Here is a 25,793-nt window from a genome sequence, read left to right as displayed (position 1 = left end):
CTACTTCGCACAGCTACGGCCGCTCTCGATTTTACGGTGAAGCCGCCAACAGCCGGTGTTCGATGCCGTGCACGATGCCAGGCTCGCGATCTCGCACCAAACGGGCGACGTCGACGAAGCGGGAAACGAGCGGGGACGGCTCGTCGTCGGTCCAGCCCACCGCGATCGCCGATCCGGGCCAGTCCTCGATCGGCAGGAACCGGACCCCGGCCAACGGCATGAAATGCGCGGCCGCTGCGCTGGTGACGGCAATGGCCGCGCCGGCGGCGACCACCTGCGCCTCCTCGGTGATCGAATCAGCACGCACCACGTCGACCTTCGTCGCTTCGGTGCGCGCCGCGGCCAGGCTCCAGAACGCGTGATGGGCTTGGTCGACGCTGGACGACTGGGTGATCGGATCGTCGAGAAGGTCGCGCACCGACACCGATGTGCGTCCGGCGTGGCGGTGCGAGGTCGACACCATGGCGACGACGGGATCGATCGCCAGGATCTCCGTGTTGATGTTCGCTGTGTTCTGCGGCAACCGCAGGAACGCCACGTCGGTGGCCCGCGACGCCAACCCTGCCGATGGATCGCTGACCTGGAATTCCCGCATCTCGATGGTGACCTCGGGGTGACTTTCCTGGAACTCGGCAATGATCGGTGCGGTCAGTTCCAGTGCGGCGCCCGGTACGTACCCCAGCCGCAGCGTGCCCACCACCCCGCGGGCCGCCTGTTCCGCCGCGGCGGCGGCGCCGTCCAGTGCGGCCAGGACGCCGCGCGCTCCCTCCAGGAAGACTTCGCCGGCGGGCGTCAGAATCACGTTGCGGGTGTTGCGTTCGAACAGTTTGACGCCGAGTTCGTCTTCGAGGTCTTTGATCTGGCGGCTCAGTGCCTGCTGCGCCAGGTAGACACGCGCCGCCGCCCGGCTGAAGTGCAGTTCTTCAGCAGCCACCACGAAGTGGCGCAGCTTTCGCGTGTTGATGTCGATGGTGCCCGATCTTAAGACAGTGTGGTTGAAGCCGTCCCGTCGAGCACAGCCACCGAGGTGGCTTTCAAGTCGACACCCGATCGGCCCAGCTGCCGCGCGCCGGTGATCAGGACATCGATGACGCGGGCCGCCTCGAGGTAGCCGAGGCCGTCCGGCGGGTGCACGTTGGACACGCAGTTGCGTTCGGCGTCGGTGCGTCCCGGCCGCGGCAGGTGCGTCAGGTACAGCCCGAGGCTGCTAGCCACCGACAGTCCCGGTCGCTCACCGATCAGCACCACCAGGGTCTGCACGCCCATCGCCTGGCCGATGTGGTCGCCGAGCGCAACCCGGGCGCCGGTGGCGATCACCGGTGTGGCGATGGTGCGGTGAGCGCCGACCACATCGACTAGCGCACGTAGTAACGGAACTCCGTGTTCGGTCAGCGCCGCCGGGGACAGCCCGTCGCACAGCACGAAGCCCACCTGCGCTGCACTGCATTGGATTTCACTCAAATCCTTGGGTAGCCGGCCCAGGTCGGGGCGCCGCAGGTATTCCTCACGGCTGCTCGCTTGGCTGGTCACCGCCGCGGGTTCACCGAGGCCCACCGTGGCCACCTGCTGTGCCAGGTGCCCGATGTCCAACGGTTGGTGCACTGCGTCGCGAGCCAGGGCGTGCGCCGCCCGGAACTCCAGCACGCTGCGGGTCGGTTGGGCGTCACCGGAGCGGCCGAGCCCGATCCGCGCCTGGGTGTGGCGGCGTAAGTCCTGCCAGAGGTCCACTTCAGCGAGGCTCATGCCGGTGCCGCCAGCGATCGCAACGGTGAGCTCTCCAACGCGTGCGGGAGCATCCGACCGGATTCGTCGGCGATACCGAGGCGTTGCAGCCACGCCTCGAACTCGGGGGCTGGCCGCAACCCAAGCGCACGGCGCGCGTAGAGCGCGTCGTGAAAGGACATGCTCTGGTAGCCCAGCATCACGTCGTCGGCGCCGGGGACGGTGATGACGAAGTTGCAGCAGGCCACGCCGAGCAGCGTGAGCAGGGTGTCCACGTCGTCCTGGTCGGCTTCGGCGTGATTGGTGTAGCAGACGTCGACACCCATCGGCAGGCCGAGCAGCTTGCCGCAGAAGTGGTCCTCCAGCCCGGCCCGGGCGATCTGCTTGCCGTCGTAGAGGTATTCGGGCCCGATGAACCCGACCACGGTGTTGACCAGCAGCGGCGAGAATTCCCGGGCCACCGCGTAGGCCCGGGCCTCCAGGGTCTGCTGATCGACGGGCCGGCCCCCGCTGCCCAGGTGGGCGTGCGCGCTCAGTGCCGAGCCCTGGCCGGTCTCGAAGTACATGACGTTGTCCCCGACGGTCCCGCGCTGCAGTGACCGCCCGGCTTCGTCGGCGGTACGCAGCAGATCGAGGCTCACTCCGAAGCTGCGGTTGGCGCCCTCGGTGCCGGCGATCGATTGGAACACCAGGTCGACCGGGACCCCCTGCTCGATCAGCTCGATGGTCGTGGTCACGTGCGAGAGCACGCAGGACTGTGTCGGTATCTGGTAGCGCACCCGGATGTCATCGAGCAGGTACAGCAGATCGGCGGTGGCCTGCGGCGAGTCGGTGGCCGGGTTGATGCCGATCACCGCGTCGCCACATCCGTGCAGCAACCCGTCGAGCGTGGCCGCGGCGACCCCCCGAGGGTCGTCGGTCGGATGGTTGGGCTGCAGCCGGGTCGCCAGGCGGCCCGGCAGGCCCAGCGTGGTGCGAAACGCGCTGGTGACCGTCACCGATCGCGCCACCGCGATCAGGTCCTGGTTCCGCATGAGCTTGCTGACCGCGGCCACCATCTCGGGGGTCAGCGCTGGCGCGACCCGGCGCAGGGTGTCGGCCGCGGTCGGCGTCGCCGCCACCTCCAGCAGCCAGTCCCGCAGACCGCCGACGGTCAGATGCGACACCGCGGAATAGCTCGCACGGTCATGCCGATCGATGATCAGCCGGGTGACCTCGTCGGTCTCGTAGGGCACGACAAGGTCACGCAGAAAGGTGTCCAGCTCGACCTCGGCCAAGGCCCACTGCGCCGCGGCTCGTTCGGCGTCGCTGGCGGCGGCACAGCCGGCCAGTTCGTCACCGGATCGGCGCGGGGTGGCCTTGGCCAGCAGGTCGATCAGGCCCTCGAACCGGTAGGAGGTGCCGGCCAGCGTCTGCGTGTACGTGGTCACCGCAGGCCCCTTCCCCTGTGCCGCGATTCCCCTGATCGCATCGACGACGGCACGCACGCGTGACGAGGAAATGGCGTCGTGCCGATATGAGTCACGGGCGAAGAAATACAACCCGCAGCCCCCAGTTTTGCATATCGGCGACGCGATCCCATAATTCACTTATTTCGTCGGCGCACAGGGAAAAACGTCCACTCGGTGGTACTGTCCCCCGCTTGTGGGAATTGCAGCAGAATCCATCAATGACGATCTGACCCTGGCGCGGAGTCTGGCGGACCTGGCCGATGCCATGACGATGGACCGTTTCGGGGCACTGGACCTGCGGGTCGAAACGAAGCCGGACCTGACTCCGGTCACCGACGCCGACCGTGCGGTGGAGGTCGCACTGCGCGACGCGCTGGCACGCGATCGGCCCGACGACGACGTGCTGGGCGAGGAGTTCGGCGGCAGCGCGACCTTCAGCGGCCGCCAGTGGGTCATCGACCCGATCGATGGAACCAAGAACTTCGTGCGCGGCGTGCCGGTGTGGGCCACCTTGATCGCCCTGCTCGACGACGGCGTACCGCGCGTCGGTGCGATCAGTGCCCCCGCGTTGGGTAGACGGTGGTGGGCCGGGGATGACTTGGGGGCATTCGCCGCGGTCGGGGGCGCGGAGCCGCGACGGCTGTCGGTCTCCGCGGTGGCCGACCTCGGCTCGGCGAGCCTGTCGTTCGCCGGACTCACGCAGTGGGCGCACCTCGGACTGCGTCAGCGGTTCCTGGATCTGACCGACGCCGTATGGCGAAGCCGCAGCTACGGCGACTTCTGGGCCCATTGCCTCCTTGCCGAGGGCGCACTCGACATCGTTGTCGAGCCCTCGTTGTCGCTGTGGGATATGGCAGCCCTAGACATCCTGGTCCGCGAGGCTGGTGGCACCTTCACCGATCTCAACGGCACCGCCGGCCCCCACGGCGGCAGCGCAGTGGCTACCAACGCAGCGTTGCACGCGGCGGTGCTGGACAGCCTGGGTGTGGCCTAGCCCGAAGGCATTCCCCGAGAAGTCGATTAACAACAAAAAGTTGTTAATGCCGTCATTTTTGGTGTTGGAATTCTCGTCTGTCATTTGACATCATTGGCCCGCGGCCATTGAAAAAAATGTCGTGCTAATTCTTGCTATTCCCGCAGCCACCATTCAGAGGCGCAGGAGATCATGAATTCAGGCATTTTACTGCGGCCCCGCGGTGGTGCAGTCGGGGTGATAACGACGCAGCGGGCACGACGTGATGCGACGTCACGTCGGTCGGCCGTGGTTAGCTCTGCTATTGCGCGTGCGAACAACAACACGATGATCCTGCGGGGTTTCTGACTCCGAAGGCTCCCCAGATGGAGGATCTGCTCTCACCATGTCCGACTTTCCCTACACGGACCGCTTCACGGTTAACCGCACGCTGCCCGAGCAAGGCCGGCCGCGTGACGAAGTGCTCGCGGAGCTGCGTGAGATGGCGCAGGCCGAGGACCCGACCTGGGAAACCGGCAAGGTGTCCGGGACCATGTACTGCGGTGACCACGAGCACTACCAATTCCTTGATGAGGCGTTCGGACTGTTCGCCCACGTGAACGTGTTGCAGCGCGATATCTGCCCGTCGGCGACCAAGTTCGAGGGCGAAGTCATCGCGATGGCCCTGGACCTGATGCACGCCGAGGCCATCACCGACACCGAGCCGGTCGGCATGGTGACCACCGGCGGCACCGGCAGCATCATCCATGCGCTGCTGGCCTACCGGGAGCACGCCGCCAAGCACCGGGGCATCACCCGACCCAATTTCATCAAGCCCGAAACCGGCCACCCGGCCTTCGACAAGGGTTGCCATCTGTTCGGCATCGAGCTGCGTACGGCGCCGATCGATCCGCAGACCACCCAGGTGGACGTCGACTGGGTGGCGAACAACATCGACGAGAACACCATCGCGATCATGGGCTCGGCCTGCAACTACGGCTACGGCACCGTCGACCCGATCCCGGAATTGGGACAGCTGGCCCTGCAGCGCGGGGTGGGGTTGCACGTCGACGGCTGCCTGGGTGGGTTCGTCCTGCCTTTCGCCCAGGAGCTGGGCTATGACGTCCCACTGTTCGATTTCCGGGTGCCCGGGGTGACCAGCATCTCCGCGGACAACCACAAGTACGGCTACGCGTTGAAGGGTGCCTCCACCCTGCTGTTCCGCGACAAGGCCTACCGCAACGCGCAGTACTTCTACCTGCCGGAGTGGTCCGGCGGTAAATACCACTCGCCGGGGATCGAGGGCTCCCGCTCGGGCGGGCTGATCGCCGCCGCGTGGGCCTCGATGGTGCAGCTGGGCCGGGAGGGCTACCGGGCTTATGCCAAGGCGATCCTCGAGACGGCATCGGACATGCAGGACGCCGTGCGCAGCCACCCCGAGCTGATGATCCTGGGCTCACCGACGTTCTGCTTCAGCTTCCGCTCCGACGAATTCGACATCTACCACGTCGCGGACGCGATGAAGCCCAAGGGCTGGCGCTTCAACGGCCAGCAGTACCCCAACGCCATCCACATGGCCGTCACCCGGCCCCAGACCCAGCCCGGCGTGGCAGAGGCATTCGCCGCCGACCTCGACGACGCGGTCGAGTACGCCAAGAAGAAGACCGCCGCCGGCGAGGCGCCGATCAGCGCCGCGGTCTATGGCGGCGTTCCCGGCGGGATGACCGACGAGGCGGCTCAGTTCATCGAAGGGTTCATGGAACACATCCTCGACACCCAGCAGTCCTTGCCGCCCCTATGAGCAGTGCGGAGCGTGTCGAACGCGTCATTCTGGCCGTCGACCTCGGCACTGGTGGCCCCAAGGTCGGTTTCGTCTCGTTGGACGGCACCGTCTTGTGGTCGGACCTCATCACGGTCTCGACCGAGTACGGGCCGGACGGGTCCGCCACCCAGGACGCCGATCTGTGGTGGGAGATCATCCGTGACGCCACCAAACGCGGATTGGCCGAGAGCGGAGTACGCGGCGAACAGGTAGCCGGGGTGTCGATCACCGGACAGTGGGCCAGCACCATCCCGGTCGACGCCGAGGGTCGTCCGGTGGGCCCCTGCGTGATGTGGATGGACACCCGCGGCGCGCCTTACAGCCGCAAGGCATTCGGCGGTCGGGTGGCCGGCTACCGGCCACGGGTCCTGCTCAGCTGGTTTCGCCGCAACGGCGGCGCCCCCTCGCCCAGCGGCGACGATCCGATCGGGCACATGCTGTACCTGCAGCACGGCGACCCGGCGGGCTTCGCGGCAACCCGCTGGCTTCTGGAACCGGTCGACTACCTCGGCATGCGTTTCACCGGACGGGCGGCGGCATCGCGGGCCTCGATGATGGGCAGCTGGCTCACCAACAACCGCGACCTGAGCGTGCTCGACTACGACGACGTGCTCGTGCGGCTGGCCGGTGTCGACCGCGCGAAACTTCCGCCGCTGGTGCCAACCGGTTCCATCATCGGCCCGGTGGCACCGTCGGTCGCCGCCGAACTCGGCATATCGCCTGCGGCCCAAGTGGTTACCGGGACTCCGGACCTGCACAGCGCGGCGGTGGGTTCGGGTGCGGTGCGCCAAGGTGAGCTGCACCTGACCATTTCCACCACGTCGTGGATCAGCTGCCCGGTGGTGTTCAAGAAGACCGATGCGTTCCACCAGCTGGCAAGCGTTGCGGGCCTCGACCCGACGTCCTATCTGCTGGTCAACAACCAGGACACCGCCGGCCGAGCGCTGCAATGGTTGCGCGACACCGTATTCGACGATCTGGACTACGACGCGCTCACCGCGGTGGCGGCGGGCGCACCGGCCGGCTCGAACGGCGTGATCTTCACGCCCTGGCTCAAAGGCGAGCACTCCCCCATCGACGACCGCCGTGCCCGCGGCGGCTTCCACAACCTGTCGCTGGCCACCACCCGCGCCGACCTGGTGCGCGCGGTGCTCGAAGGAGTCGCCTACAACAGTCGCTGGCTGCTCGAGTCCGTGAATCGGTTCACCCCCAACGCCGGACCGATCCGGATCGTCGGCGGCGGGGCACGCTCGGACCTGTGGTGCCAGATCATCGCCGACGTCACCGGCCGTACCTGCGAGCGGGTGGCCGATCCGTTGAACGCGCAGTTGCGGGGCGCGGCGCTGTTCGCCGGGATCGGGATGGGCTACGTGCATCGCGACGAACTACGCGACCTCATCCCGCTCGACGGCGTATTCGAGCCGGTGGCTGCCAATCACGAGGTGTATGACCGGCTCTTCGCCGAGTTCCCCGGGCTCTACAAGACGCAAAAAGGCATGTTCGGCCGCCTCAACCGCTGACCGACCCGTTCTGCGGACTAGTGCGCCGCCATGATCTGCATCAGCTGCGCCGCGGAGTCGTGCGACAACACCCAACGACCTTGGTCGACGAGCTGCAGCGGGACGGTCTGCGACGCAGGCATCTTGGGGCCGGAGATGGTGACGTTGGCCAGCCCCTGACCCTCGCCGGTCTGCACGACGTTGATCACGTCGAAGTTGTAGGGCAGCTCTCCGTCGCGGTAGGCCCTACGCAGCTCGCTGTCGAGCCCGTGGCCTTCGTGCTGGGTGATGCCGTTCTCGACCAGGTCGGCCTTCTCCTTGTAGCCGATTCCAGCGTCGCTGAGCCTGGTCAGCATCCCCGATACCTCACCGGTCGTGGGCAGCGGCACACCCGACGGCGCCGGCGGTGCCGGTGCCGGCTCCAGCGGAACGGGCGCACCAGCCACGGAGTCCTGCGGTGCGGCCGGCTCTGCGGAGGCCACGCCTCCCCCGAACGACCCGGACACTCCGATCGCAGCCAGCGCCGCAGCGCTCAGAAGTAGAAGTCTTCCAGTCACGGTTCCCCCTTTTAACGACGGATACCGGAGCCAGGCTACCCCCGTTCGGCCGCCATGGCATCACGAAGACTCTTGGGCCGCAGGTCGTTCCAATGCTGCTCGACGTACTCCAAACAGGCCGCACGGTCGGCACCCTGTTCACCCCCGTAGACCACTCGCCACCCGGCGGGAACATTGGCGAACGTCGGCCACAGGCTGTACTGCTCCTCGTCGTTGACCAGCACGTAGAAGCTGCCGCTTTCGTCGTCAAAGGGATTGGTGCTCATCGGATCTCCTCGGTATCGGTAGCGCAGCAGAAAGGTGGGCGCCCAGCACCCGGTCGGACAGCAGTCCCAAGCAGCTCAGGTTGGGGAAACCAGGCCCTTGGGTGAGCCCGGCCAAGTTGGGCAGGAACAGTTTCGGGGTGACGTCGGCGACGGCCAGGTCGTGCCCGATCGCCTCGGCTAACCGGTCTCCGGAAAGCGGCCCACCCAAGCCCAGCTCGAGCAGGTCCAAAGTGTCCTGGCCGAACAGCGACACGAACCACAGCGGGTCGGCGCCGGAGCCGTCTATCACCAGGTCGAAACCGTGCACGGTCTCGAAGTTCTCGCCGCCGCGGTTGGTGCTCAGCGTCAGTCGGATTCGGCCATCGCGGGCCACCGCGTGCGCGACCCGGCCCCGCAGGTGGCGGATCCGATCGTCGGCCAGCAGCGCGTCCTGCACCCGGGCCGAGAACACGCCGCGGTCGGTGCGGGCCAACGCATCTCGCCGCTCTGCCAAGGTCAGCGCGGTCCAGTCGGTGGGATCGGAGAACAGGGCGTTCTCGAAGAATCCCTCCCCTCGGGTGAACAGTGTCACCTGTGGGGAGATCACGGTGATCGTCGAAACCCGGTGCCGGAACAGCTCATTGAGCATCGATGCGGCAGTCTCGCCGCCGCCGATGACGGCCACACGCTCGGCGCTGATCCGGTCCGCCGCAGCGCGGTGCCAGAACTGCGCGATGGAGAGCACCAGCGGGTTGCCGGGCAGGATCGACTTCTCGGCCTGCCCCGGGCCGGTGATCATCACCGCGTCCGCGCAGACTTTGGTCTCGCGGGTGTGCAGCACCCAACCGGCGCCGTCCACCCCCAGCCGCTCCACCTCGCCGGGTACCACGTTGAGTTGCACCGCGTCGGCCACCCAGCGCAGATACTGGCTCCACCGCAGGTGGGTGGGGGCCGGCCGGCCGCGGTCGACCCACTCGGCGAACTGGCCGGTGGCGATCAGATAGGACTGCCAGCCATAGCGGGTCATGCGCTCGTCGAGTTCGGCGTTGCGGCCGGCCACCAGTGCCGAGCGGTACGGGAAGCCGACGTCCTTCTCCGGGCTGGTGCCCAGCCGATGCGCGCCGTCGGTCCAGCCGCCGGCGGCACGCCAGTTGGCGGCGACCTCGGTGCGTTCGACGGCGACCACATCCGGTGCGGCGACACCCATCTCGCGCAGCGCGGCGGCCTTCGCGGCCACCGCGACCGCCTTGGCTCCGGCGCCCACCACCGCAAGTGTGCTCATCGCAGTTCCTCCACCAGGTCGCCCAGGCTGTCGGTGAACAGCTCTTGCAACTGCACGATCTCGGCGCCGCCGAGGATATCGGGCAGCGTGCGCCACTGGGTCATCAGCGCCTGTCCCGCCCCGAGGTCGGCCACCGCGGCAAAGATGCTCAGCTCGTGACGCACCGCCTGGCCGGGCTCGGGCACCGACGGCAGCCCGGCGATCAGGTCGGGCGCCACGGCCGGCCCGCCCCCGGCCCGGTCGACCCGGCCCAGGTAGTTCAGCAGCACCTGCGGTCCCGGCTGGGCCGCCAGCAGCTCGGCGGTGTCGGCACGCAGATAGGCCAGCAGGCCGTAGTCGATTCCGCCTCCCGGGATGGCGGCCAGTGCGCGCGCCACCCCGGCCGGGTCGGCCTGGGCCACCCGCAGCGGATAAATGGCGGACAGCAGTCCGGCGATGTCGGCGGTGTCGACACCGGTCACGACCTCCTCGGCACGCCCGTGGGTCTCCAGCCCCAGCAGCGGGGTCGGGCCGGCCTGTCCGCGGCGGGCCCGCCAGGCGGTGACCATCCGCGCGGTCGCCGCGACCAGCAGGTCATGCATCGGAACCGGCAGGGCCGACAACGCGGCAGTGAGCGCCGGGTCGGCGACGGTCACCGACACGGCGAGATCACCGGCACGATCACGCGTCGGGTCGACCCGCCGCGCACCCAGATCCGGATCGTCGCCGGCCAGCTGGTCAGCCCAGAAGTCCACCGTGTCCAGGGTCTGCGCACGTTCCTGCAGTGCGGCCGCCCAGCGCCGGTAGCCGCTGCGCTCCGGCAGCGGGTCCGCCCCGGCTAGCGCGGCGTGCAGTTCACCCAGGATCACCTGCCACGACACCGGGTCCAGTGCCAGCACGTGCCCGCACAGCATCAGCACTCCCGCGCTGTCGGAGGCACGCAGCCACACCGCGCGCAGCATGACTCCGTTTTCCGGATCCAGGCTCTCCAACAGCCGGGTGCCGTGCTCGGTGACCACCGAAAGGTCGGCCGCGGTCACCGTGACCTCGGTCAGGACGTCGACGGGCTCGGTCGGGTGCAGCGTCAGCTCGGCCGGGTCGAGTCGGGCCCGCAACAACGGATGCGCGGCGACGATCGCGGCCAGGGCAGCCCGCAGTTGCTCGCCTTGGGTGTCGTCGGGCAGCCGAATCGCTTCGACCTGCCCCAACCGCCGCGGGTCGCCGTATTGATAGAGCCAGCGGCCGGCCGGCAGCAGCGGAAGCGGCCCGTCGACAGCCGGCGCCCCGTCGCGCTGCGCCGCTTCGTCGGCTTCGGCCACTTCGCGGTCCAAGGCGGCAGCTACGTCCCGAATCGTGTTGCAGCTCAAGATGGTCCGCGGACGCAACGGCAGTCCGCGCCGGCGGGCCGCCCGCACCATCGACAGCGCGATGATGCTGTCCAAACCCAGCTCGCGCAGATCGGTCTCGACTCCCGGGGCTGGACCGTCGGTCTTCTCTGGGCCCTCCGGGCCGGCGAACACCTCGGCAAGCAGCTCCACCAGGACGCGTTCGGTGTCGGTGTCCGGCTCTATTCCGCCGCCCAGTGGACCGGACTGCGCCAGCAGCGCCGCCAACTTCTCGGTGTCCAGTTTTCCGTTGGCGGTCAATGGCATCGATTCCACCGCGGTGATCCGGGCAGGTATCAGGTAGGACGGCAGCCGGGCGCCGATCTCGGCGCGCACCCGGGTGGTATCCACCTGCGCGCCGGTGACGAAGCCGGCCAGTTGGGTTCCGGCCGGCCCCTGCACCGGCAGAACCGCGGCCGCGGTCACCCCGGTCGCGGCGGCCAGTGCCGCCTCGACTTCGGCGATCTCGACCCGGTAGCCGCGCACCTTGACCTGGTCGTCGGCCCGGCCGAGGTAGACCAGGCGGCCATCGGTCCGGCGCCGGACCAGATCCCCGGTGCGATACATCCGGCCGCCGGCGCGAAACGGGTCGGCGATGTAGCGAGCCGCGGTCGCCCCCGCGCGGCCCAGATAGCCGCGGGTGACCTGCGCTCCAGCCAGGTACAGCTCGCCGGCCACTCCGTCGGGCACTTCGCGCAACGCGGAGTCCAGTACGTGGGCGCTCATGCCCCGCACCGCTTCTCCGATCACCGGGACATCGGTATCGGCGACGTCGGCGACAACGGCTTCCACAGTGGTCTCGGTGGGTCCGTAGCAGTTGTGAACCGCCGTCGAGGGCGCCGCACGCAGTCGCGCCCAGGTGTGCGGGGCGATCGCCTCGCCGCCGAGCGCCAGCACAGTCAGGCGGTGGTCGGAGCCGGCATCAAGCAGGCCGGCGTCGAACAGTTGGGTGAACATCGACGGTGAGGTGTCGATCATGTCCAGCCGATGCCGGCGAATGCCGTCGATGATCGCCTCGGCATCACGCATCTCGTCGGCGGAGAACAGGTGCACGCACTGACCACCGAGCAGACCGACCAGCGGCTGCCAGCTCGCGTCGAAACTCAGTGACCAGGCGTGCGCGACGCGCAGGGCCCGGCCCAGGCGCGCCACGGCGGGCGCGTACATGCGTTGCTGGTGGTCGGCGAAGTACGACGCCAGCGCGCGGTGGGTGCCGACGACACCCTTGGGTTCTCCGGTGGATCCGGAGGTGAAGATCACGTAGGCGGCCGAGTCGGGGTGGATCGCGGCCGGAATCGCGATCTGCACCGCATCTTCCGAACGCAACTCGGCCAGTAGCTCGACGGTCAGCGTCATCTTCGGGCCGGCTTGGCGCAGAATCGATTCGATGCGCACCTCCGGCAGACTGATGTCGACGGGAACGTAGGCCGCCCCGGCCTGCAGCACCGCCAGGATTGCGATGACCGAATCCAGCGAGCGTGGCAGCGCTATCGCGACCCGGTCTTCGGGGCCGATCCCGCGCCCGGCCAACGCCCGTGCCAGCACGGCGGATTCGGCCGCCAGCTCCGCGTAGGTCAGGCTCCGGTCCTCGCCGGTGAGCGCCGGACTGTCCGGATGGGCTTCGGCGGCCGCGGCGAACAGTGCCGGCACCGAGGTGGCCGGGCTTATGCGGCGGTCCCAGCTTCGGCTCTCCTCCGTCGAACCTCGCTGAACCGCCGGGCTTATGCGGCTCATGTGGCGGTCCACCGGGTCGGTGACGCGGGCCCGCTCGAGGGGCAGCAGCACGTCCAGGTCGGCGACGCGGGGCCGCGCCGGGTCGGGAAGCTGGCGCAGCACCTGCAGCAACCGCTGCCCCAGATCCGGAACCGATAACTCCCCCAGCGCATCTGGGATCGCCTCGAGCAGCACGGTGAGCCGGCCGTCGCGGGGCGGGTAGCTGACCAGCGTCAGCGGATAGTGCGTGAGGCTTTCCACTGTCACCGGGATGAAGCGCACCCCGTCCTCAGTGGTGACGCCGGCTGTCGCCGAGCCGATGGGAGCGTTCTCGAATACCAGCAGGGTGTCGAACACCGCCTTGCTGCTGGCCCGCTGCACCGTCGACAGACTCAGGTATCCCAGGTCACGCATTGCCGCGGTATCGCGTTGCAGCGCTTGGCAGGTGGCGACCACCTCGGCGCGCGGCGGTGTCGACGCGGCCACCGGGACGGTGTTGATGAACAGGCCGACCATGGTCTCGACGCCGGTGAGCTGTTGGGGACGCCCCGACACCACTGCGCCGAACGCCATATCGGTGCGGTCGGTGAGGCGGCCGAGCAGCACCGCCCAGGCGAACTGCAGCACGGTGTTCAGCGTCAGGCCGTGCCGGCGGGCCCATTCGGTCAGGCCCGCGGTGGCGTCGCTGTCCAGTACGACCTCGTGGGTCTGCGGGACGGCGCTGCCCACCGCGGCGCGCTCTCCGCCGGCCAGCATGGTCGGGGCGCTCAGCGGGGCCAGGTAGTCGCGCCACCGCTGTGTCGCGGCGGCAGTGTCTTGGCCTGCCAGCCAGCCGATGTAGTCGCGGTAGGGGCGCGGCGCGGGCAGCGGGTCGATGCCGCCGGCGCAGTAGATCGCCACCATTTCGTCGAAGAACACCGCCATCGACCACCCGTCGATCAGTAGGTGGTGCACGGTGAGGATCAGGCGGTACTGCTCGGGGGCGGACTGGGCCAGCACGAAGCGCAGCAACGGTCCGCGGGCCAAGTCGAAGTTCGTGGTGCGTTCGATGCGCGCGATCTCATCGAATTCCCTTGGCGCAGCTTCGATCTCTCGCCACGGAAGTACCGTTGTCGCCGGGATGATCTGCACCGGGTGCGGCAGGTCGACGTCCCAGAACGACGCCCGCAGATTCGCATGCCGAGCCAGCATCGCCTCGGCACTGCGGCGCAACAGCCCAGGGTCGACGGCGCCGACGATATCGATGACGAACTGCACGGTATAGACATCGATGCCGTCGCGCCCGCCACCGTCATCGGTGGCGAGTTTGGCCAGCGAGAACAATCCCTGCTGCAGTGGGGAGAGCGCCAGCACGTCCTCGATCGCCGGGGTAACCCGTTGGGAGGTCTCGGTCACGGCGAATCACCCCATGCGGCGGTCAGATCGGCCAGTGCGTCGCTGCTCAGCCCCGAGACGCTCATCGGTTCAAACGCCGTGTCGGCGGCTTCCGGGGTGCCCCCGGTCTCGGCGGCAGCGTCGACGGCGGCGGCCAGTTCGGCGAACGTCGGGTGCTCGAAGATCATCCGCGGGTCGACGTCCAGCCCCGCCGCGCGAGCCCGTGCGGCCAGCTGCACCGACAGGATGCTGTCGCCGCCGAGTTCGAAGAAGCCGTCGCTGCGCCCGATTGCCGCGACACCCAACAATTCGGCGCAGATTCCGACCAGGGTCTGTTCGGTGGCGGTGACCGGTGGGTCTGATTCCCCGCGGGTGGCCACCGCCGGCTGCGGCAGCGCGGGCCGGTTCAGCTTCCCGGAGTCCGTCAACGGCATGGCGTCGAGCACCGTCAACGATGACGGGACCATGTAGCCGGGCAGCGTCGCGGCCACGGCCGCACGCACCGAAGCGATGAACTCCGCCGCGTCCGAGACCGGGGCCGCAGGTACCAGGTAGCCGGCCAGCGTCGTGACACCGCGCTGCTCCCAGGTGCGAGCAGCAGCCGTCGCCACTCCCGGTGCCCCACGCAACGCGGCCTCGACCTCGGCCAGCTCCACCCGGAAGCCACGCACCTTGACCTGGTGGTCGGTGCGGCCAACGAACTCCAATACCCCGTCGACGGTCCAGCGGGCCCGGTCGCCACTGCGGTAGAGCCGGTCACCAGAAGCGTTGGAGAAGGGGTTGGCGACGAAGCGGGTCGAGGTCAGTCCCGGTCGCTTCCAGTAACCGCGGACGATCTGCGGGCCCGCGTAGTAGACCTCGCCGACCACCCCGGGCGGCACCGGCTGCAACGCGTCGTCGAGCAGGTAGGCCTGCGATCCGGGCGTGGGCCGGCCCAGTTTCGGTGTGGGCGGCTCCAGTTCACCGCGCACCACTGCGCCCGAGGTTTCGGTGGCACCGAAGTTGTTGAGCAGTTGAGCATTCGGGTCAAGCGCACCACCGAGCCGGGCCAGCAGGTCCGCCGAGACGGGTTCGCCGCTGCACACCAGCCGGCGCAGGCCGCGCAGCGCGTCGGGTGCCGAATCGGCCAGCACCGAGATCAGGCTGGCCACCGCGGTCACCTGAGCCACCCGCTCGTCCACGATCAGCCGTGCCAGTGCCTCGGGGTTACGGAACTCAGTGTCGTCGGCCAGAATCAGCGTCGCCCCGGCGGCCAGCCCGGCCAGCATCTCCATGCCGCCTTCCAGGAACGTCATCGACGACTGGGCCAGCCGGATGTCCTCGCCGGTGACCGGGTAGTGGGTGATCTGCCAGTTCAGGCGCGCGCTCATCGACCGGTGGGTGCCGAGCACACCCTTGGGCATACCGGTGGAGCCGGAGGTGAACACCAGATACATCGGGTCGTCCGGGTGCGGCACCGGAAGTCCCAGCCCGGCAGTGTCTTTGGCCAGCTCCTCCTGCACCTCGGCGTCGTCCAGGCACAGCAGCGTGACGCCGTCCGGCGCGGGAATCGCATCCCGGGTGGCCTCGCTGACCAGAATCACCTTGGCCCCGCCAGCGGCGAAAACATCCTCGATCATGAACTCGAGGCGCTGGCGCGGATAGCTCGGGTCCAGCGGGAAATAGCCGGCGCCGGCCTTCATGATGCCGACCAGCGCCACCGGCAGATCCAGGTCACGGCGCACCGACAGACCCACCAGGGTTCCGGGTTCCACGCCGGCGGCGATCAACAGCTCGGCAAGCCGGTCGGAGCGGGAGTGCAGCTGCGGGTAGGTGAGCTCGGCTCCGCCGCATCGCACGGCGACGCCGTCGAAGCTGCGGCTGGGCGCCAGCACGTCGGCGATGGTTTGCGGATCGCCCGCGGGGATCTCGGCACCGCGGCTCCACTGCCCCAGGATGCGCTCGCGTTGCTGCTCGTCGACCAGGCTGATGTCGCGCAGCTCCCGACCCGGATCGCCTGCCATGGTCGCCAGCACTCGGCCCAGCCAGTCGGCCAGTCGCTGCACGGTGGCACGCTCGTAGAGGTCGGTGCGGTAGATCAGATGTCCGTCATAGCCTTCCCCGTCGGAGCCCGCTGTGGTGAACAGATTCACCGACAGGTCGGCGTGCGCGATGTCGAATGTGGGCATCACGGTGCGGAAGACCAGGTCGCTCTCACCGCTGGCTCCCCTGTTAATGACGTGGGTGACGTCGGCCGCCTCGCGGACGTGGACCACCACCTGGAACAGCGGGTTGCGCGACAGCGTGCGGACCGGGTTGAGCGCCTCCACCAGCCGGTCGAACGGCAGGTCGGCATGCGCGTAGGCGCCCAGTGCGGCTTCTCGCGCCCGGGTTACCACTTCGCGCAGTGTCGGGTTGCCGGACAACCGGTTTCGCAGCACCACGATGTTGACGAAGAACCCGACCAGGTTGTCCAGGGCGTTGTCGGTGCGTCCGGCGATCGGCACCCCGAGCGGGATGTCGTCACCGCTGCCGGCCAGATGCAGCAGCACCGCGACCGCGGACTGCACCACCATGAACTCCGTGGCGCCGGTCTCACGGGCCAGTGCCGCCAGCCCAGCTCGTACCTGCGGGGGGACCGTGAATGCGACCGAGTCGCCGGAGCCATTGGCGGTGGCGGGCCGGGGAAAGTCCGGCCGCGGTCCGGTGTCGTCGGCCAGGCCCGCCAGTTGTTCGATCCAGTAGCGGCGTTGTGCCTCGATCAGACCGGACTCGTCACGCAGCAGTTCGCCCTGCCAGTGCGCAAAGTCCGCGTACTGCAACGCCGGTGGCTCCCATCCCGGCGCGGAGCCGGCGGCGCGGGACCGGTAGGCGATCAGCAGGTCGGTGAAGAGCACCTCGACCGACCAATGGTCGGCGGCGATGTGGTGCACCACCAGGGACAGCACCCGTTCGTCGCCGGGCAGGTGCAGCAGCGCCGCCCGGATCGGCCAATCCCGTTCCAGGTCGAACGCCGTGCCGCGCTGCTCGTCGAGGCGGGCTCGCGTCCACGCCGCGACGGCACCCGGATCGGTTTCGGGACACTGTAGTTCGGTCACCGGCACCGCCGCGGGCGCGTTGATGACCTGATGGGGCAGCCCGTCGATCTCGCGGAATGTGGTGCGCAGACTGTCGTGGCGGCCCACCATGTCACCGATCGCGGCGGTCAGGGCGGCTGTGTCGCAGGGACCGGTAAGCCGGGCCGTCAGCGGAATGTGGTCGCCGGTGGAACTGGGGTCCAGTCGGTAGGCGAACCAGGTTCGCAGCTGCGACGCCGAGACCGGGAGGTTGCCGGAGCGCGGCACCGCGACCAGCGGCGGTCGCCCGGCCCCGTCGGGTTGCGCGGCCGGGGCCCGGTCGATCGCGGCGGCCAGTCGGGCCACCGTGCTGGCCTCGAAGATCTCCCGGATGCCGATCTCCACCTCGCAGCGGGCGCGGATCGCGGCGACCAGTTTGGTGGCCAGCAGCGAGTGGCCGCCGAGGTCGAAGAACGAGTCGTCGGCGCCCACCTTGTCACGGGAGAGCAGTTGGGCGAACAGTTGCGCCACCACGTGTTCGGTGTCGGTCTGCGGCTCCCGGTAGGGCGTGCTCTCGAGAGGCTGCGGGTCGGGCAGCGCGGCGCGGTCGATCTTGCCGTGCGCGGTGATCGGGATGTCGTCGACCACCACGTAGGCCGCCGGTGCCATGTATTCCGGCAAGGCCGCGGCCACCCGGGCCCGGATCCGCGGAATCTCGACGGAGTCTTCCCCGGCGCCCGGGGCGGCGGGGGTCAGGTAGGCGACCAGGCTGCGGCCCAACCCGGGAAGGTCGGAAAGCACGACCACACACTGACCGACGCTGGGGTCGACCGAGATGGCCGAGGCCACCTCGCCGAGCTCGATCCGGAAGCCGCGGACCTTGACCTGGTCGTCGGCGCGGCCGATGAATTCCAGGTCGCCGGCAGCATTGCGGCGGGCCAGATCACCGGTGCGGTACAGCCGCTGGCCGGGCGTCCACGGGTCGGCGACGAATCGCTCGGCGGTCAGGCCGGGACGGTCGAAGTAGCCGCGGGCCACATGTGTTCCGCCGATGTAGATCTCGCCGATCACCCCGACGGGAACCGGCTGCAGGGCGTCGTCGAGCAGCCACATGGTGGTGTTGATGTTCGGGCTGCCGATCGGCACGATCCGGTTGCCCTGGGGGCCTTCCACCTTGTGTCGGGACGAGTTCACCACGGTCTCGGTGGGGCCGTAGAAGTTGTGTAGCAGGGCGTCGAAGGTGGCGTGGAACTTGTCCGCGAGTTCGCCCGGCAGCGGTTCGCCACCGATCGGGATGCGCCGCAGGGTGCGCCACTGGTTCACGCCGGGCAGCGACAGGAACAGGCCCAGCAGCGACGGCACGAAGTGCATGGCGGTGACGCCTTCGCGCTGCAGCAGGTCGGTCAGGTAGCCGATGTCGCGGAGTCCATCCGGGCGCGGAATCACCAGCCGGGCACCGTTTCCGAGGGTTCCGAACAGTTCGCCGATCGACACGTCGAAGCTCGGCGAGGCGACCTGCAGCAGAACGTCGGTGTCGTCGATGCCGTACTCGCCGCCGAACCAAACCAGGTACTCGGTGATCGGGGCGTGGGATACCTCGACACCCTTGGGCAATCCGGTCGAACCGGAGGTGTAGATGAGGTAGGCGAGATTCTCCGCACGCAGCGGGCGCACCCGGTCGGCGTCGGTCGGGTCGGTGTCGGGTCGGCCGGCCAGCTCGTCGTCGGTCAGCGGCTCCCGCAACACGATCGACGGCCGGGCGTCACCGAGGATGAATTCGATGCGGTCCGGCGGGTATTCGGGGTCGACGGGAACGTAGGCAGCGCCGGCTTTGGCGATGCCCAGGGCGGTCACGACCAGCTCCGTCGAGCGGCCGAACAGCACCGCGACCTTGTCCTCGGTGCCGATGCCCGCGGCGATCAGGTGGTGTGCGATCCGGTTGGCGCGCGCGTTGATCTCGGCGTAGCTGTACCGGCCGTGGTCGTCGACGACGGCGATGGCGTTCGGGGTGGCCGCGGCCCGGTCGGCCACCAGCGAGCCCAGGGTGGCCGGTGCCTCTGGGGGCGGGGCGAAGTCGGGTCCGCGGGAGACCGCGTCCAGCCAGGCCTGGTCGTCAGCGCCGAGCATGTCCAGCTCGCCGACCGTCTTGTCAGGCGCTGCCACGGCGGCCGTCAGCATCTGCACTAGGTGGCGCAGCAACTGCTCGACCAATGCCTCGTCGAGCACGTCGTGCAGGTATTCGGCCTCGATCAGCGCGCCGTCAGTACCGGCCTCCACCATGATTCCCAGCGGCAGCTGGGCAACCTTGCCGCGGTAATCGGCTCGGGTGCAGGTGATCCCGTCCGGCTGGAAGCCGCCCCCCTGGGTCGACCGGAAACCGAAGCTGAGCCGGGTGAGTCGTTCCACTCCCCCGTGCCGGCGATCCGGGTTGAGTTCGCGCACCACCCGGTCGAGGTTGATGCCCTGGTGGCCAAAGGCCCCCAGTGCGGCGTCGCGGGTTTGCGCCAGCAGGTCGCTGAACCGGGCCGCAGCGTCAACTTTCGCGCGCAGCACCACGGTGTTGCCGAAGTAGCCGATGGCTCCTTCGGTACCGGCGGTGCGGTTGAGCACCGGTGAGGCGATGAGGAAGTCATCGGTGGCGGTGTAGCGGTGGATCAGGGCGGACAGCGCCGCGGCGATCACCATGTAGGGCGTGGCGCCGTTGCTGCGTGCCAGATCGGTGATGTCGGACATCAACTCCGCCGGCAGGGTGCGGGTGCACAAGCCGGCGCGCAGCGTGCTGGGTATCGCCGAGCCGTGCGGGCCGGGCAGCTCCAGCGGGTCCGGCGGATCGGCCAACAGGGTCCGCCAGTATGTCAGCTCGGCTTCGTGGCCAGAACCCGCCGCAGCGGCGGGGTGCGGCACCGACGCGCGGGTGGCGAACTGCTCCGGGTCGGCATAGGCGGCCGTGAGGTCGGCGAAGAACACCGCCCAGGAGTCGTCGTCCCAGGCGATGTGGTGGGCCACCAGCAGCAGAATGTGTTCATCGGGTGCGACTCGGACCAGGGTGAGCCGCAGCGGGGCATCGGATTCCAGCCGGAACGGGGTGCCGAATTCGCGCTGGGCCAGTACTTCCAGGCGCAGCGCGCGAGCCTGTTCGGCGAGATCGGACAGGTCGTGTGTGGCAAAGCCAGGCGTGACCTCGGCGATCACCGGGTGCGGTTCGCCCGCGTCGTCGACGGAATAGACGGTACGCAGCACCGGATGGCGCGCGGCCACTGCGGCCAGCGCGGCCTGCAGCCGGGCGCCGTCCAGCGGGCCGGTGAGACGGTAGGAGACCGCGATGTTGGCCAGGGCGCCGTCCGGGTCGAGCGCCTGCACGAACCACATGCGGCGCTGTCCGTCGCTCATGGTCAGCGGCCCAGACCCGTTGGCCGGCCCGGACTGCGGCTCGGCAGATGCTGCGGCCAGCCCGCGTTCAGTGAGTCTGCGGCGCAGCAGCTCCAGCCGCAGCTCGTTGGCGTCGGTCGCCTGGTCGACGGCGTCATGCGGCGATTCCAGCTTCGCCTCTCCTTCGTCGAACCTCGCTAAACGGCCGGTGTCAGTCATGGGTGAACACAGTCCTTTCCGTAGCCGCGGCGGGCGCTGCGTCATCGGTCAGCGTCGCCGTCAGCTGGGCTCCGGTCATTCCAGCCAGCAGTGGACCGAGCGCCACACGCAGGCCGGTGGCCCGCCCCAAGCGCTTGCGCAGGTCCAGTGCGAGAAGTGAATCCAGGCCGAGGTCGACCAGGGCCCGGTGCATGTCGATGTCGTCGGGGCCTTCCAAGCCGAGCACCGTCACCAGTTCGTCGGCCACCACTTCGCCGATCGGGCGATCGGCCTGCCCGTCCGCCGTTGCGGCGGCCAGTGCTGCGTCGAAGGGCGAGGGCACGCCCTGGCTGTCGAAGAACACCGCCAGTCGGTCGAAATCGGCGGCCAGGATCGCCGGGTCGTCCGGCGCGGCAAGGAGTCCGGCGGTGATCGCGGCCTCCGGGGCCATCGGGGTGAGGCCGGTGCGGGCGATCCGGTCCTTCTCCTCGCCGCTGACCACGGCCACGCTGCGCCACAGTCCCCAACGGATGGAGGTGGCGCCTAGGCCCTGTGCCCGCAGCTGTCCCACCAGCGCGTCCGCCATCCGGTTGGCCGCCGCGTAGAGCCCGTGTCCCAAGCCGCCCCACAGTGCCAGTACCGAAGAGCAGACCAGCACGCGTGCGTCGGCGTCCAGCGGCCAGTGCCGGGCCAGGTTGTCCAGTCCGATCACTTTGGCGCCGAACGCGTCCCGCACTGCCTCGGCCGTGATCTTCGACGCGGCCACGGCCTCTGCCGACGCGGTATGTACCAGCAACCCGGCCGGTACCGGTCGATATTGCGCAATGACCGCCGCGACTGCGGCGTCATCGGTGATGTCGCAGCGGACCGCGGTGATGCGCGCCCCGGTACGCGCACGCAGCGCATCCAATTGCGGCGTAGTCGCATCGTTTGCCCCACTGCGGCTGAGCAGGACGATGTCGCGGGCGCCGTGGTCGGCGCAGAACGCCGCGTAGGCCAATCCGATCGCGCCGGTTCCGCCGCTGATCACCACGGCCTCTGGGACCGTCGGCGCCGTTGCGGCGGTGGTGGACTCGACGAATCGGCGGGTTGTCAGGTTCCCGGCACGCACCGCGACCTCGGTGTCGGTCAACTGGAGTGCGGCGCCGGCGGCTCGCAGGTCTGCGGCAGTCGGCTGCACCGGCAGGTCCAGATGCGCGAACGTGTGATCGGGGTAGTCGAATCCGATGCTGCGGTGCAGCGCGGCCAGCGCGGCGGCACCGGGACGCGGTGACGGATCACCGTCGAGTTGCTCGGCGCCGCGGGTGACCAGCCATACCCGGCGGCAGTTCTGTCCCGGCCGAACAACGGTCTGGCTGGCCGCGTTCCCAGCGAACTCGGTAGTGGCCGTGGTGATGTCGACCGTGTCGGCGAGCGGAGCCACCAGAACCAGGAATTCGGCGTCGGCGGGGTCGACCACTTCGGCGTCCAGGGCGTCCAGTGCCGCCGCCAATTGCGCGGTCAGCTCAGCTGATTGCCCGGCATAGTCGACGACGGCCACCCGCGCGGGACGCTGGTGCGGCTCGGTGACCGGCAGCCAGCTTTCGGTCATGACCACCGGCATCCGATGGCGCGGCGTGGACGTCGCTGTGCCGGCCCACAGCCGGTTGGTGTGCATCGGTGCGTGCGGGAAATGCCGTAGCAGCCCCGGAGCATCCGGCGCGAAGTCGCGCCACCGGTAGCCGGGGTCGGCGATCGCCGCGGCGGCGATGTTCGCTGCCAGCGCCTCACCGGCCGGCTGGTCGCGGTCGGTGCTACCCAGCACCTGGGCGGCACCGACGGAGTCGCTGAGCGCCACCAGCAGGGTCGGGTGCGCCGACATCTCGATGAACGTCGTGACGCCGCGCGCCACCGCGGCAGCCGCGGCCAAGTCGAAGCGGACCTGTCGCCGCAGATTGTCGAACCAGTACTGGCGGAACGTCGTGGCGGGCGGGATCGGTCCGCCGTACACCGATCCGATGAATTCCACCGGGGCGCTGTGGAATTGCGCTTCGGGAAGCTGGCCGGTCAGCTGGTCTCGCAGCGGCTCCAGGGCGCTGGTGTGCGCCGGGTAGCGCACCGGCAGTTCGCGGGCGAACACGCCACGCCGGCCGGCGGCTTCCAGAATCTGCTGTATGGCCGGCCACTCGCCAGACACGACCACCGATTCGGGGCCGTTGACCACCGAGAGCTCCAGCCAGCCAGGGGTGGCGGCGATGAGGTCGGCGGCGGCGTCGGCGTTCAGGGCGATCATCGCCATGCCGAACCGGACCGGCGCGTTGGCGGCCAGCAGGTCGGTCAGTTGCGCCCGTGCAGCCACCACCGCCACGGCGGCATCCAAGTCGACCACGCCGGCGGTGTAGGCGGCGGCCACCTCCCCCAGGCTGTGGCCGACGGTGATGTCGGGCAGCACGCCGAAATGCCGCCAGGTGGCGGCCAGCGCCGCGGCGTGGGTGAATTGAGCGGCCTGGACCACCACGGGATCTGTGTCATCGGTGCCGCGCAGGTAGCTCAGCGGAGAGGCGTGACCGGCGCGCAGGAAGGCCTCATGGCAGCGGTCCGCTTCGGCGCGGTACGCCGCGACGCCGAGCAGCTCGGTTCCCATGCCGGGCCATTGATTCCCCTGGCCGGGGAATACGAAAGCGGTGCGAGCGGTCTCGGGTTGATGCGACCCGGCCACCAGCGGGTGTTCGACGCCGCGGTAGACGGCGTCGAGCCCGGCGATGAGTTCCGCAGTATCGCGGGCCCGGATCACCGCGCGGTAGCGGCGTACCGGGCGGGTGGCCCGCAGGGTCCGGGCGACCGCAGAAACCTCGGCGGGGTGGGTCTGCAGGTAGCGCGCCAGCGCACCCGCCTCGGCGGCCACCAGATCGCGGGCGTGTGCCGAGATCAGCACGGGGATCCGGCCGTCGGGCAGGGTGGTCGGGTGGTTGTTCAGCACGGCAGTGCCTTTTTCGCCGGCTCGGCCGGCTCCGCCACCCCGACGATCAGATGCGCATTGGTGCCGCTCATTCCGAACGCCGACACCGAGCCGATCCGGCGGCCGTCACTGGCCGGCCAGGCGGTGATGGTTTCGGCGAGCGTGATGCCGTGACCATCCCAGTCGATGCCGTTGTGCCAGCCCTCGCGCACATGCAGGGTAGGCGGGATCGCCTGGTGCTCGGCGGCCAGCAGCACTTTGGTCAACCCGAGTGCCCCGGCCGCGGCCTGGGTATGTCCGATGTTGGATTTGACCGAGCCGAGCCGCGGGCCGGCGCCGGCTGTCGTGTCGGTGCCGTAGACGCTGATCAGCGAGCGCAGCTCTACCGGGTCACCGACGCGGGTTCCGGTTCCGTGGCCCTCGATCATCCCGACCTGGCTGGGGTGCACGCCGGCGTCGGCCAGGGCGTGCCGGAACAGTCGCTGCTGGGCCGCTTCGCTGGGGGTGAGCAGGCCGGTGGTGTGACCGTCCTGGTTGAGCCGGCTGGCCATGATCTCGCCGTAGATGTGGCGGCGGTCGCGCAGCGCGGCCGATTTTCGTTGCAGCACAAAGATGCCAGCGCCTTCGGCCCAGACCGTTCCGGTGGCGGCGGCACTGTAGGGCCGGCAGTGGCCGTCGTCGGAGAGGGCGTGCTGCTTGGAGAATTCGACGAAGAAGCCGGGCGAGCCCATCACGCACACCCCACCGGCGAGCGCCATGTCGGTGTCACCGGTCTGGATCGCCTGCACCGCCAGGTGTAGTGCGGACAGTGCCGACGAGCAGGAGGTGTCGACGGTGATCGCCGGGCCGGCCAGGCCCAGGGTGTAGGCGATTCGGCCGGAGATCACCGACAGTGCGGTGCCGGGCAGCAGGTGACCACTGTGTGCGCTGAACTGCGCCATGTCCGGGCCGTAGCCGGTGACCGAGGCACCGAGGTACACCCCGACGTCGTGGCCGGTGAGCTCGTCGGGATTGATGCCGGCATCTTCCAGCGCCCGCCAGGCCACCCGCAGTGCCACCCGCTGCTGCGGGTCCATCGCGACGGCCTCGCGTGGTGCGATACCGAAGAACCCAGGGTCGAATTCGGCTGCGCCGGAGAGGAATCCGCCGGCGTTGAAGATCGGCTTGAAGCCGTCGCGATGCGACCCCTCGATGAGTTCGCGCACGGCCCAGTCCCGGTCCTCGGGGATGGTGCTCAGCGCCTCGCGGCCGTCGGCAAGCAGTGACCAGTACTGCTCGGCGGTGTCGATCCCACCGGGGGCCTCGACGCCGAGGCCGGTGATGACGACCGGGTCCTCGCGCCGATCATTCATCGGCGATGATCCGCTTCGCCAAGGTCTCGATGTGCTCGTAGTGATAGAAGTGCCCGCCGTCGTACAGCGACACCGACCAGGCGCCGGTGGTGTGGTCGGCCCAGCGTTCCAGCAGGTCAGCGCCGACCCGGTCGTCGGAGCGGCCGCCCAGCACGGTGATGTCGGCGCTGATGGTGGCATCGGGTGCGCACTGGTAACGGTTGAACGCCAGGTAATCCGAGCGCACCGGCGTCAGCAGCAGGGTGAGGAATTCCTCGTCGGCCAGGATTCGCGGGTCGGTGCCGCCCAGCTGGGCAAGTTCGGCGCGCAGGTCGGCATCCCCGGTGGGCACCTTGCGCAGCCCGGCCACCACGCCGGGCGCAGGGGCCGCCGAGGCCCACAGCCGCTGGATCTCGATGCCGCGCTCTTCGGCGAGCCGGGCGAACTCGAACGCGACCAGTGAGCCCATGCTGTGCCCGAACAGGCGCAGCGGTCCGAGCTGGTGCCAGGGCGCAGCGTCGAACAGGCTACGGGCCAGCTCCGGCAGGGTTTCGGCGGCCGGCTCGCGGAAACGGTCGGCACGCTGCGGATACTGCATGACGTAGGTGTCGGCACCGGCGGCCAGGGCCAGCGCCAGCGGGCGGTAGTTGACCGCGGTTCCGCCGGCGTGCGGGAAGACCAGAGTGGGGGCGCCGGGCCCGGGAAAGCGCCCGATCCAGGAGGGGAACTGCGCGACGGCCGAGGTGTCGTCGACGGCCATCCGATCCCCTCGCAAGTATTAGTAAAGGCTGCCCTAATTTCCCTGCGTTAGGTTACCCCTACCGGCGTCGGGCCGGAAATCCGGGCGTCTGTGAGTCTGTCCCAGCCCCTCCGCCGCGCCGAGCGTGCACTGAGTCCGATTTTCTGCCCCATTCCTCGCACTGAATGCACGTTCGGCGAAG

General features: G+C 69.2%; 14 protein-coding genes. 3 read left to right on the top strand and 11 right to left on the bottom strand.

Annotated features, from left to right (window positions below):
* Window positions 1–31: 31 nt before the first annotated feature.
* Genes RCP37_RS07770 through RCP37_RS07760 form a run of 3 tightly spaced genes read right to left on the bottom strand, consistent with a single transcriptional unit; the run spans window position 32 to window position 3,152 of the window.
* On the bottom strand, window positions 32–949 hold the full coding sequence (locus RCP37_RS07770; protein ID WP_308486985.1) for a LysR family transcriptional regulator: 918 nt from the start codon (window positions 947–949) through the stop codon (window positions 32–34).
* A 32-nt stretch (window positions 950–981) separates the two neighbouring features.
* Window positions 982–1,743, bottom strand: coding sequence for an ethanolamine ammonia-lyase subunit EutC (eutC, locus tag RCP37_RS07765; RefSeq protein WP_308486332.1), 762 nt, complete (start codon window positions 1,741–1,743; stop codon window positions 982–984).
* Window positions 1,740–3,152: an ethanolamine ammonia-lyase subunit EutB gene (locus RCP37_RS07760; RefSeq protein WP_308486331.1), complete on the bottom strand. Its 1,413-nt coding sequence runs from the start codon at window positions 3,150–3,152 to the stop codon at window positions 1,740–1,742. Before RCP37_RS07760 ends, eutC begins: the two co-directional genes overlap by 4 nt.
* 220 nt (window positions 3,153–3,372) lie before the next feature.
* Here RCP37_RS07760 and hisN point away from each other — a divergent pair, with 220 nt between their 5' ends.
* The 3 genes from hisN (at window position 3,373) to RCP37_RS07745 (ending at window position 7,467) form a co-directional block, all read left to right on the top strand.
* Window positions 3,373–4,167: a histidinol-phosphatase gene (gene hisN, locus RCP37_RS07755; RefSeq protein ID WP_373693164.1), complete on the top strand. Its 795-nt coding sequence runs from the start codon at window positions 3,373–3,375 to the stop codon at window positions 4,165–4,167.
* A gap of 364 nt (window positions 4,168–4,531) precedes the next feature.
* The gene (locus tag RCP37_RS07750) at window positions 4,532–5,926 is read left to right on the top strand and encodes a pyridoxal phosphate-dependent decarboxylase family protein (protein ID WP_308486329.1); all 1,395 of its coding nucleotides are present in this window, start codon (window positions 4,532–4,534) and stop codon (window positions 5,924–5,926) included.
* Window positions 5,923–7,467, top strand: coding sequence for a xylulokinase (locus RCP37_RS07745; RefSeq protein ID WP_308486328.1), 1,545 nt, complete (start codon window positions 5,923–5,925; stop codon window positions 7,465–7,467). The genes RCP37_RS07750 and RCP37_RS07745 overlap by 4 nt, the downstream gene beginning before the upstream one ends.
* 17 nt (window positions 7,468–7,484) lie before the next feature.
* On the opposite strand, the gene RCP37_RS07740 is transcribed toward RCP37_RS07745, so the two are convergent.
* From RCP37_RS07740 to RCP37_RS07705, 8 genes are read right to left on the bottom strand one after another with little or no spacing between them, the layout of a single operon-like run.
* Entirely contained in the window at window positions 7,485–8,003 is a 519-nt protein-coding gene (locus tag RCP37_RS07740) for an MTB12 family secreted protein (protein WP_308486327.1), read from the bottom strand.
* 35 nt (window positions 8,004–8,038) lie between these two features.
* Window positions 8,039–8,269, bottom strand: a complete 231-nt coding sequence (locus RCP37_RS07735; protein WP_308486326.1) for an MbtH family protein — start codon at window positions 8,267–8,269, stop codon at window positions 8,039–8,041.
* Complete coding sequence (mbtG, locus tag RCP37_RS07730) at window positions 8,250–9,530, bottom strand: NADPH-dependent L-lysine N(6)-monooxygenase MbtG (protein ID WP_308486325.1); 1,281 nt, start codon at window positions 9,528–9,530, stop codon at window positions 8,250–8,252. The genes RCP37_RS07735 and mbtG overlap by 20 nt, the downstream gene beginning before the upstream one ends.
* Window positions 9,527–14,002, bottom strand: a complete 4,476-nt coding sequence (locus RCP37_RS07725) for a non-ribosomal peptide synthetase (RefSeq protein WP_308486324.1) — start codon at window positions 14,000–14,002, stop codon at window positions 9,527–9,529. Before RCP37_RS07725 ends, mbtG begins: the two co-directional genes overlap by 4 nt.
* Window positions 13,999–20,604 carry a non-ribosomal peptide synthetase gene (locus RCP37_RS07720; RefSeq protein WP_308486323.1) on the bottom strand — a complete coding sequence of 2,202 codons (6,606 nt, stop codon included), beginning with the start codon at window positions 20,602–20,604 and terminating at the stop codon, window positions 13,999–14,001. The genes RCP37_RS07725 and RCP37_RS07720 overlap by 4 nt, the downstream gene beginning before the upstream one ends.
* Window positions 20,597–23,542, bottom strand: coding sequence for an SDR family NAD(P)-dependent oxidoreductase (locus RCP37_RS07715; protein ID WP_308486322.1), 2,946 nt, complete (start codon window positions 23,540–23,542; stop codon window positions 20,597–20,599). The genes RCP37_RS07720 and RCP37_RS07715 overlap by 8 nt, the downstream gene beginning before the upstream one ends.
* Entirely contained in the window at window positions 23,536–24,873 is a 1,338-nt protein-coding gene (locus RCP37_RS07710) for a beta-ketoacyl [acyl carrier protein] synthase domain-containing protein (RefSeq protein ID WP_308486321.1), read from the bottom strand. Before RCP37_RS07710 ends, RCP37_RS07715 begins: the two co-directional genes overlap by 7 nt.
* Window positions 24,866–25,612 (bottom strand): thioesterase II family protein, encoded by a 747-nt coding sequence (locus RCP37_RS07705; RefSeq protein ID WP_308486320.1) that lies wholly within the window; start codon window positions 25,610–25,612, stop codon window positions 24,866–24,868. The genes RCP37_RS07710 and RCP37_RS07705 overlap by 8 nt, the downstream gene beginning before the upstream one ends.
* Between the last annotated feature and the right edge of the window lie 181 nt (window positions 25,613–25,793).

It is taken from the genome of Mycolicibacter sp. MU0102, assembly GCF_963378105.1.
GTDB classification, from domain to species: domain Bacteria; phylum Actinomycetota; class Actinomycetes; order Mycobacteriales; family Mycobacteriaceae; genus Mycobacterium; species Mycobacterium holstebronense.
The sequence above is the reverse complement of the archived record's forward strand: the minus strand, read 5'-3'. Positions and strand labels throughout refer to the sequence as shown.

Bases quoted from the DNA above. Each gene is read 5' to 3' on its own strand.
- eutC (WP_308486332.1), bottom strand. From the start codon at position 1,743: ATGAGCCTCGCTGAAGTGGACCTCTGGCAGGACTTACGCCGCCACACC.
- RCP37_RS07750 (WP_308486329.1), top strand. From the start codon at position 4,532: ATGTCCGACTTTCCCTACACGGACCGCTTCACGGTTAACCGCACGCTG.
- RCP37_RS07745 (WP_308486328.1), top strand. From the start codon at position 5,923: ATGAGCAGTGCGGAGCGTGTCGAACGCGTCATTCTGGCCGTCGACCTC.
- RCP37_RS07735 (WP_308486326.1), bottom strand. From the start codon at position 8,269: ATGAGCACCAATCCCTTTGACGACGAAAGCGGCAGCTTCTACGTGCTG.
- mbtG (WP_308486325.1), bottom strand. From the start codon at position 9,530: ATGAGCACACTTGCGGTGGTGGGCGCCGGAGCCAAGGCGGTCGCGGTG.
- RCP37_RS07720 (WP_308486323.1), bottom strand. From the start codon at position 20,604: ATGACTGACACCGGCCGTTTAGCGAGGTTCGACGAAGGAGAGGCGAAG.
- RCP37_RS07710 (WP_308486321.1), bottom strand. From the start codon at position 24,873: ATGAATGATCGGCGCGAGGACCCGGTCGTCATCACCGGCCTCGGCGTC.
- RCP37_RS07705 (WP_308486320.1), bottom strand. From the start codon at position 25,612: ATGGCCGTCGACGACACCTCGGCCGTCGCGCAGTTCCCCTCCTGGATC.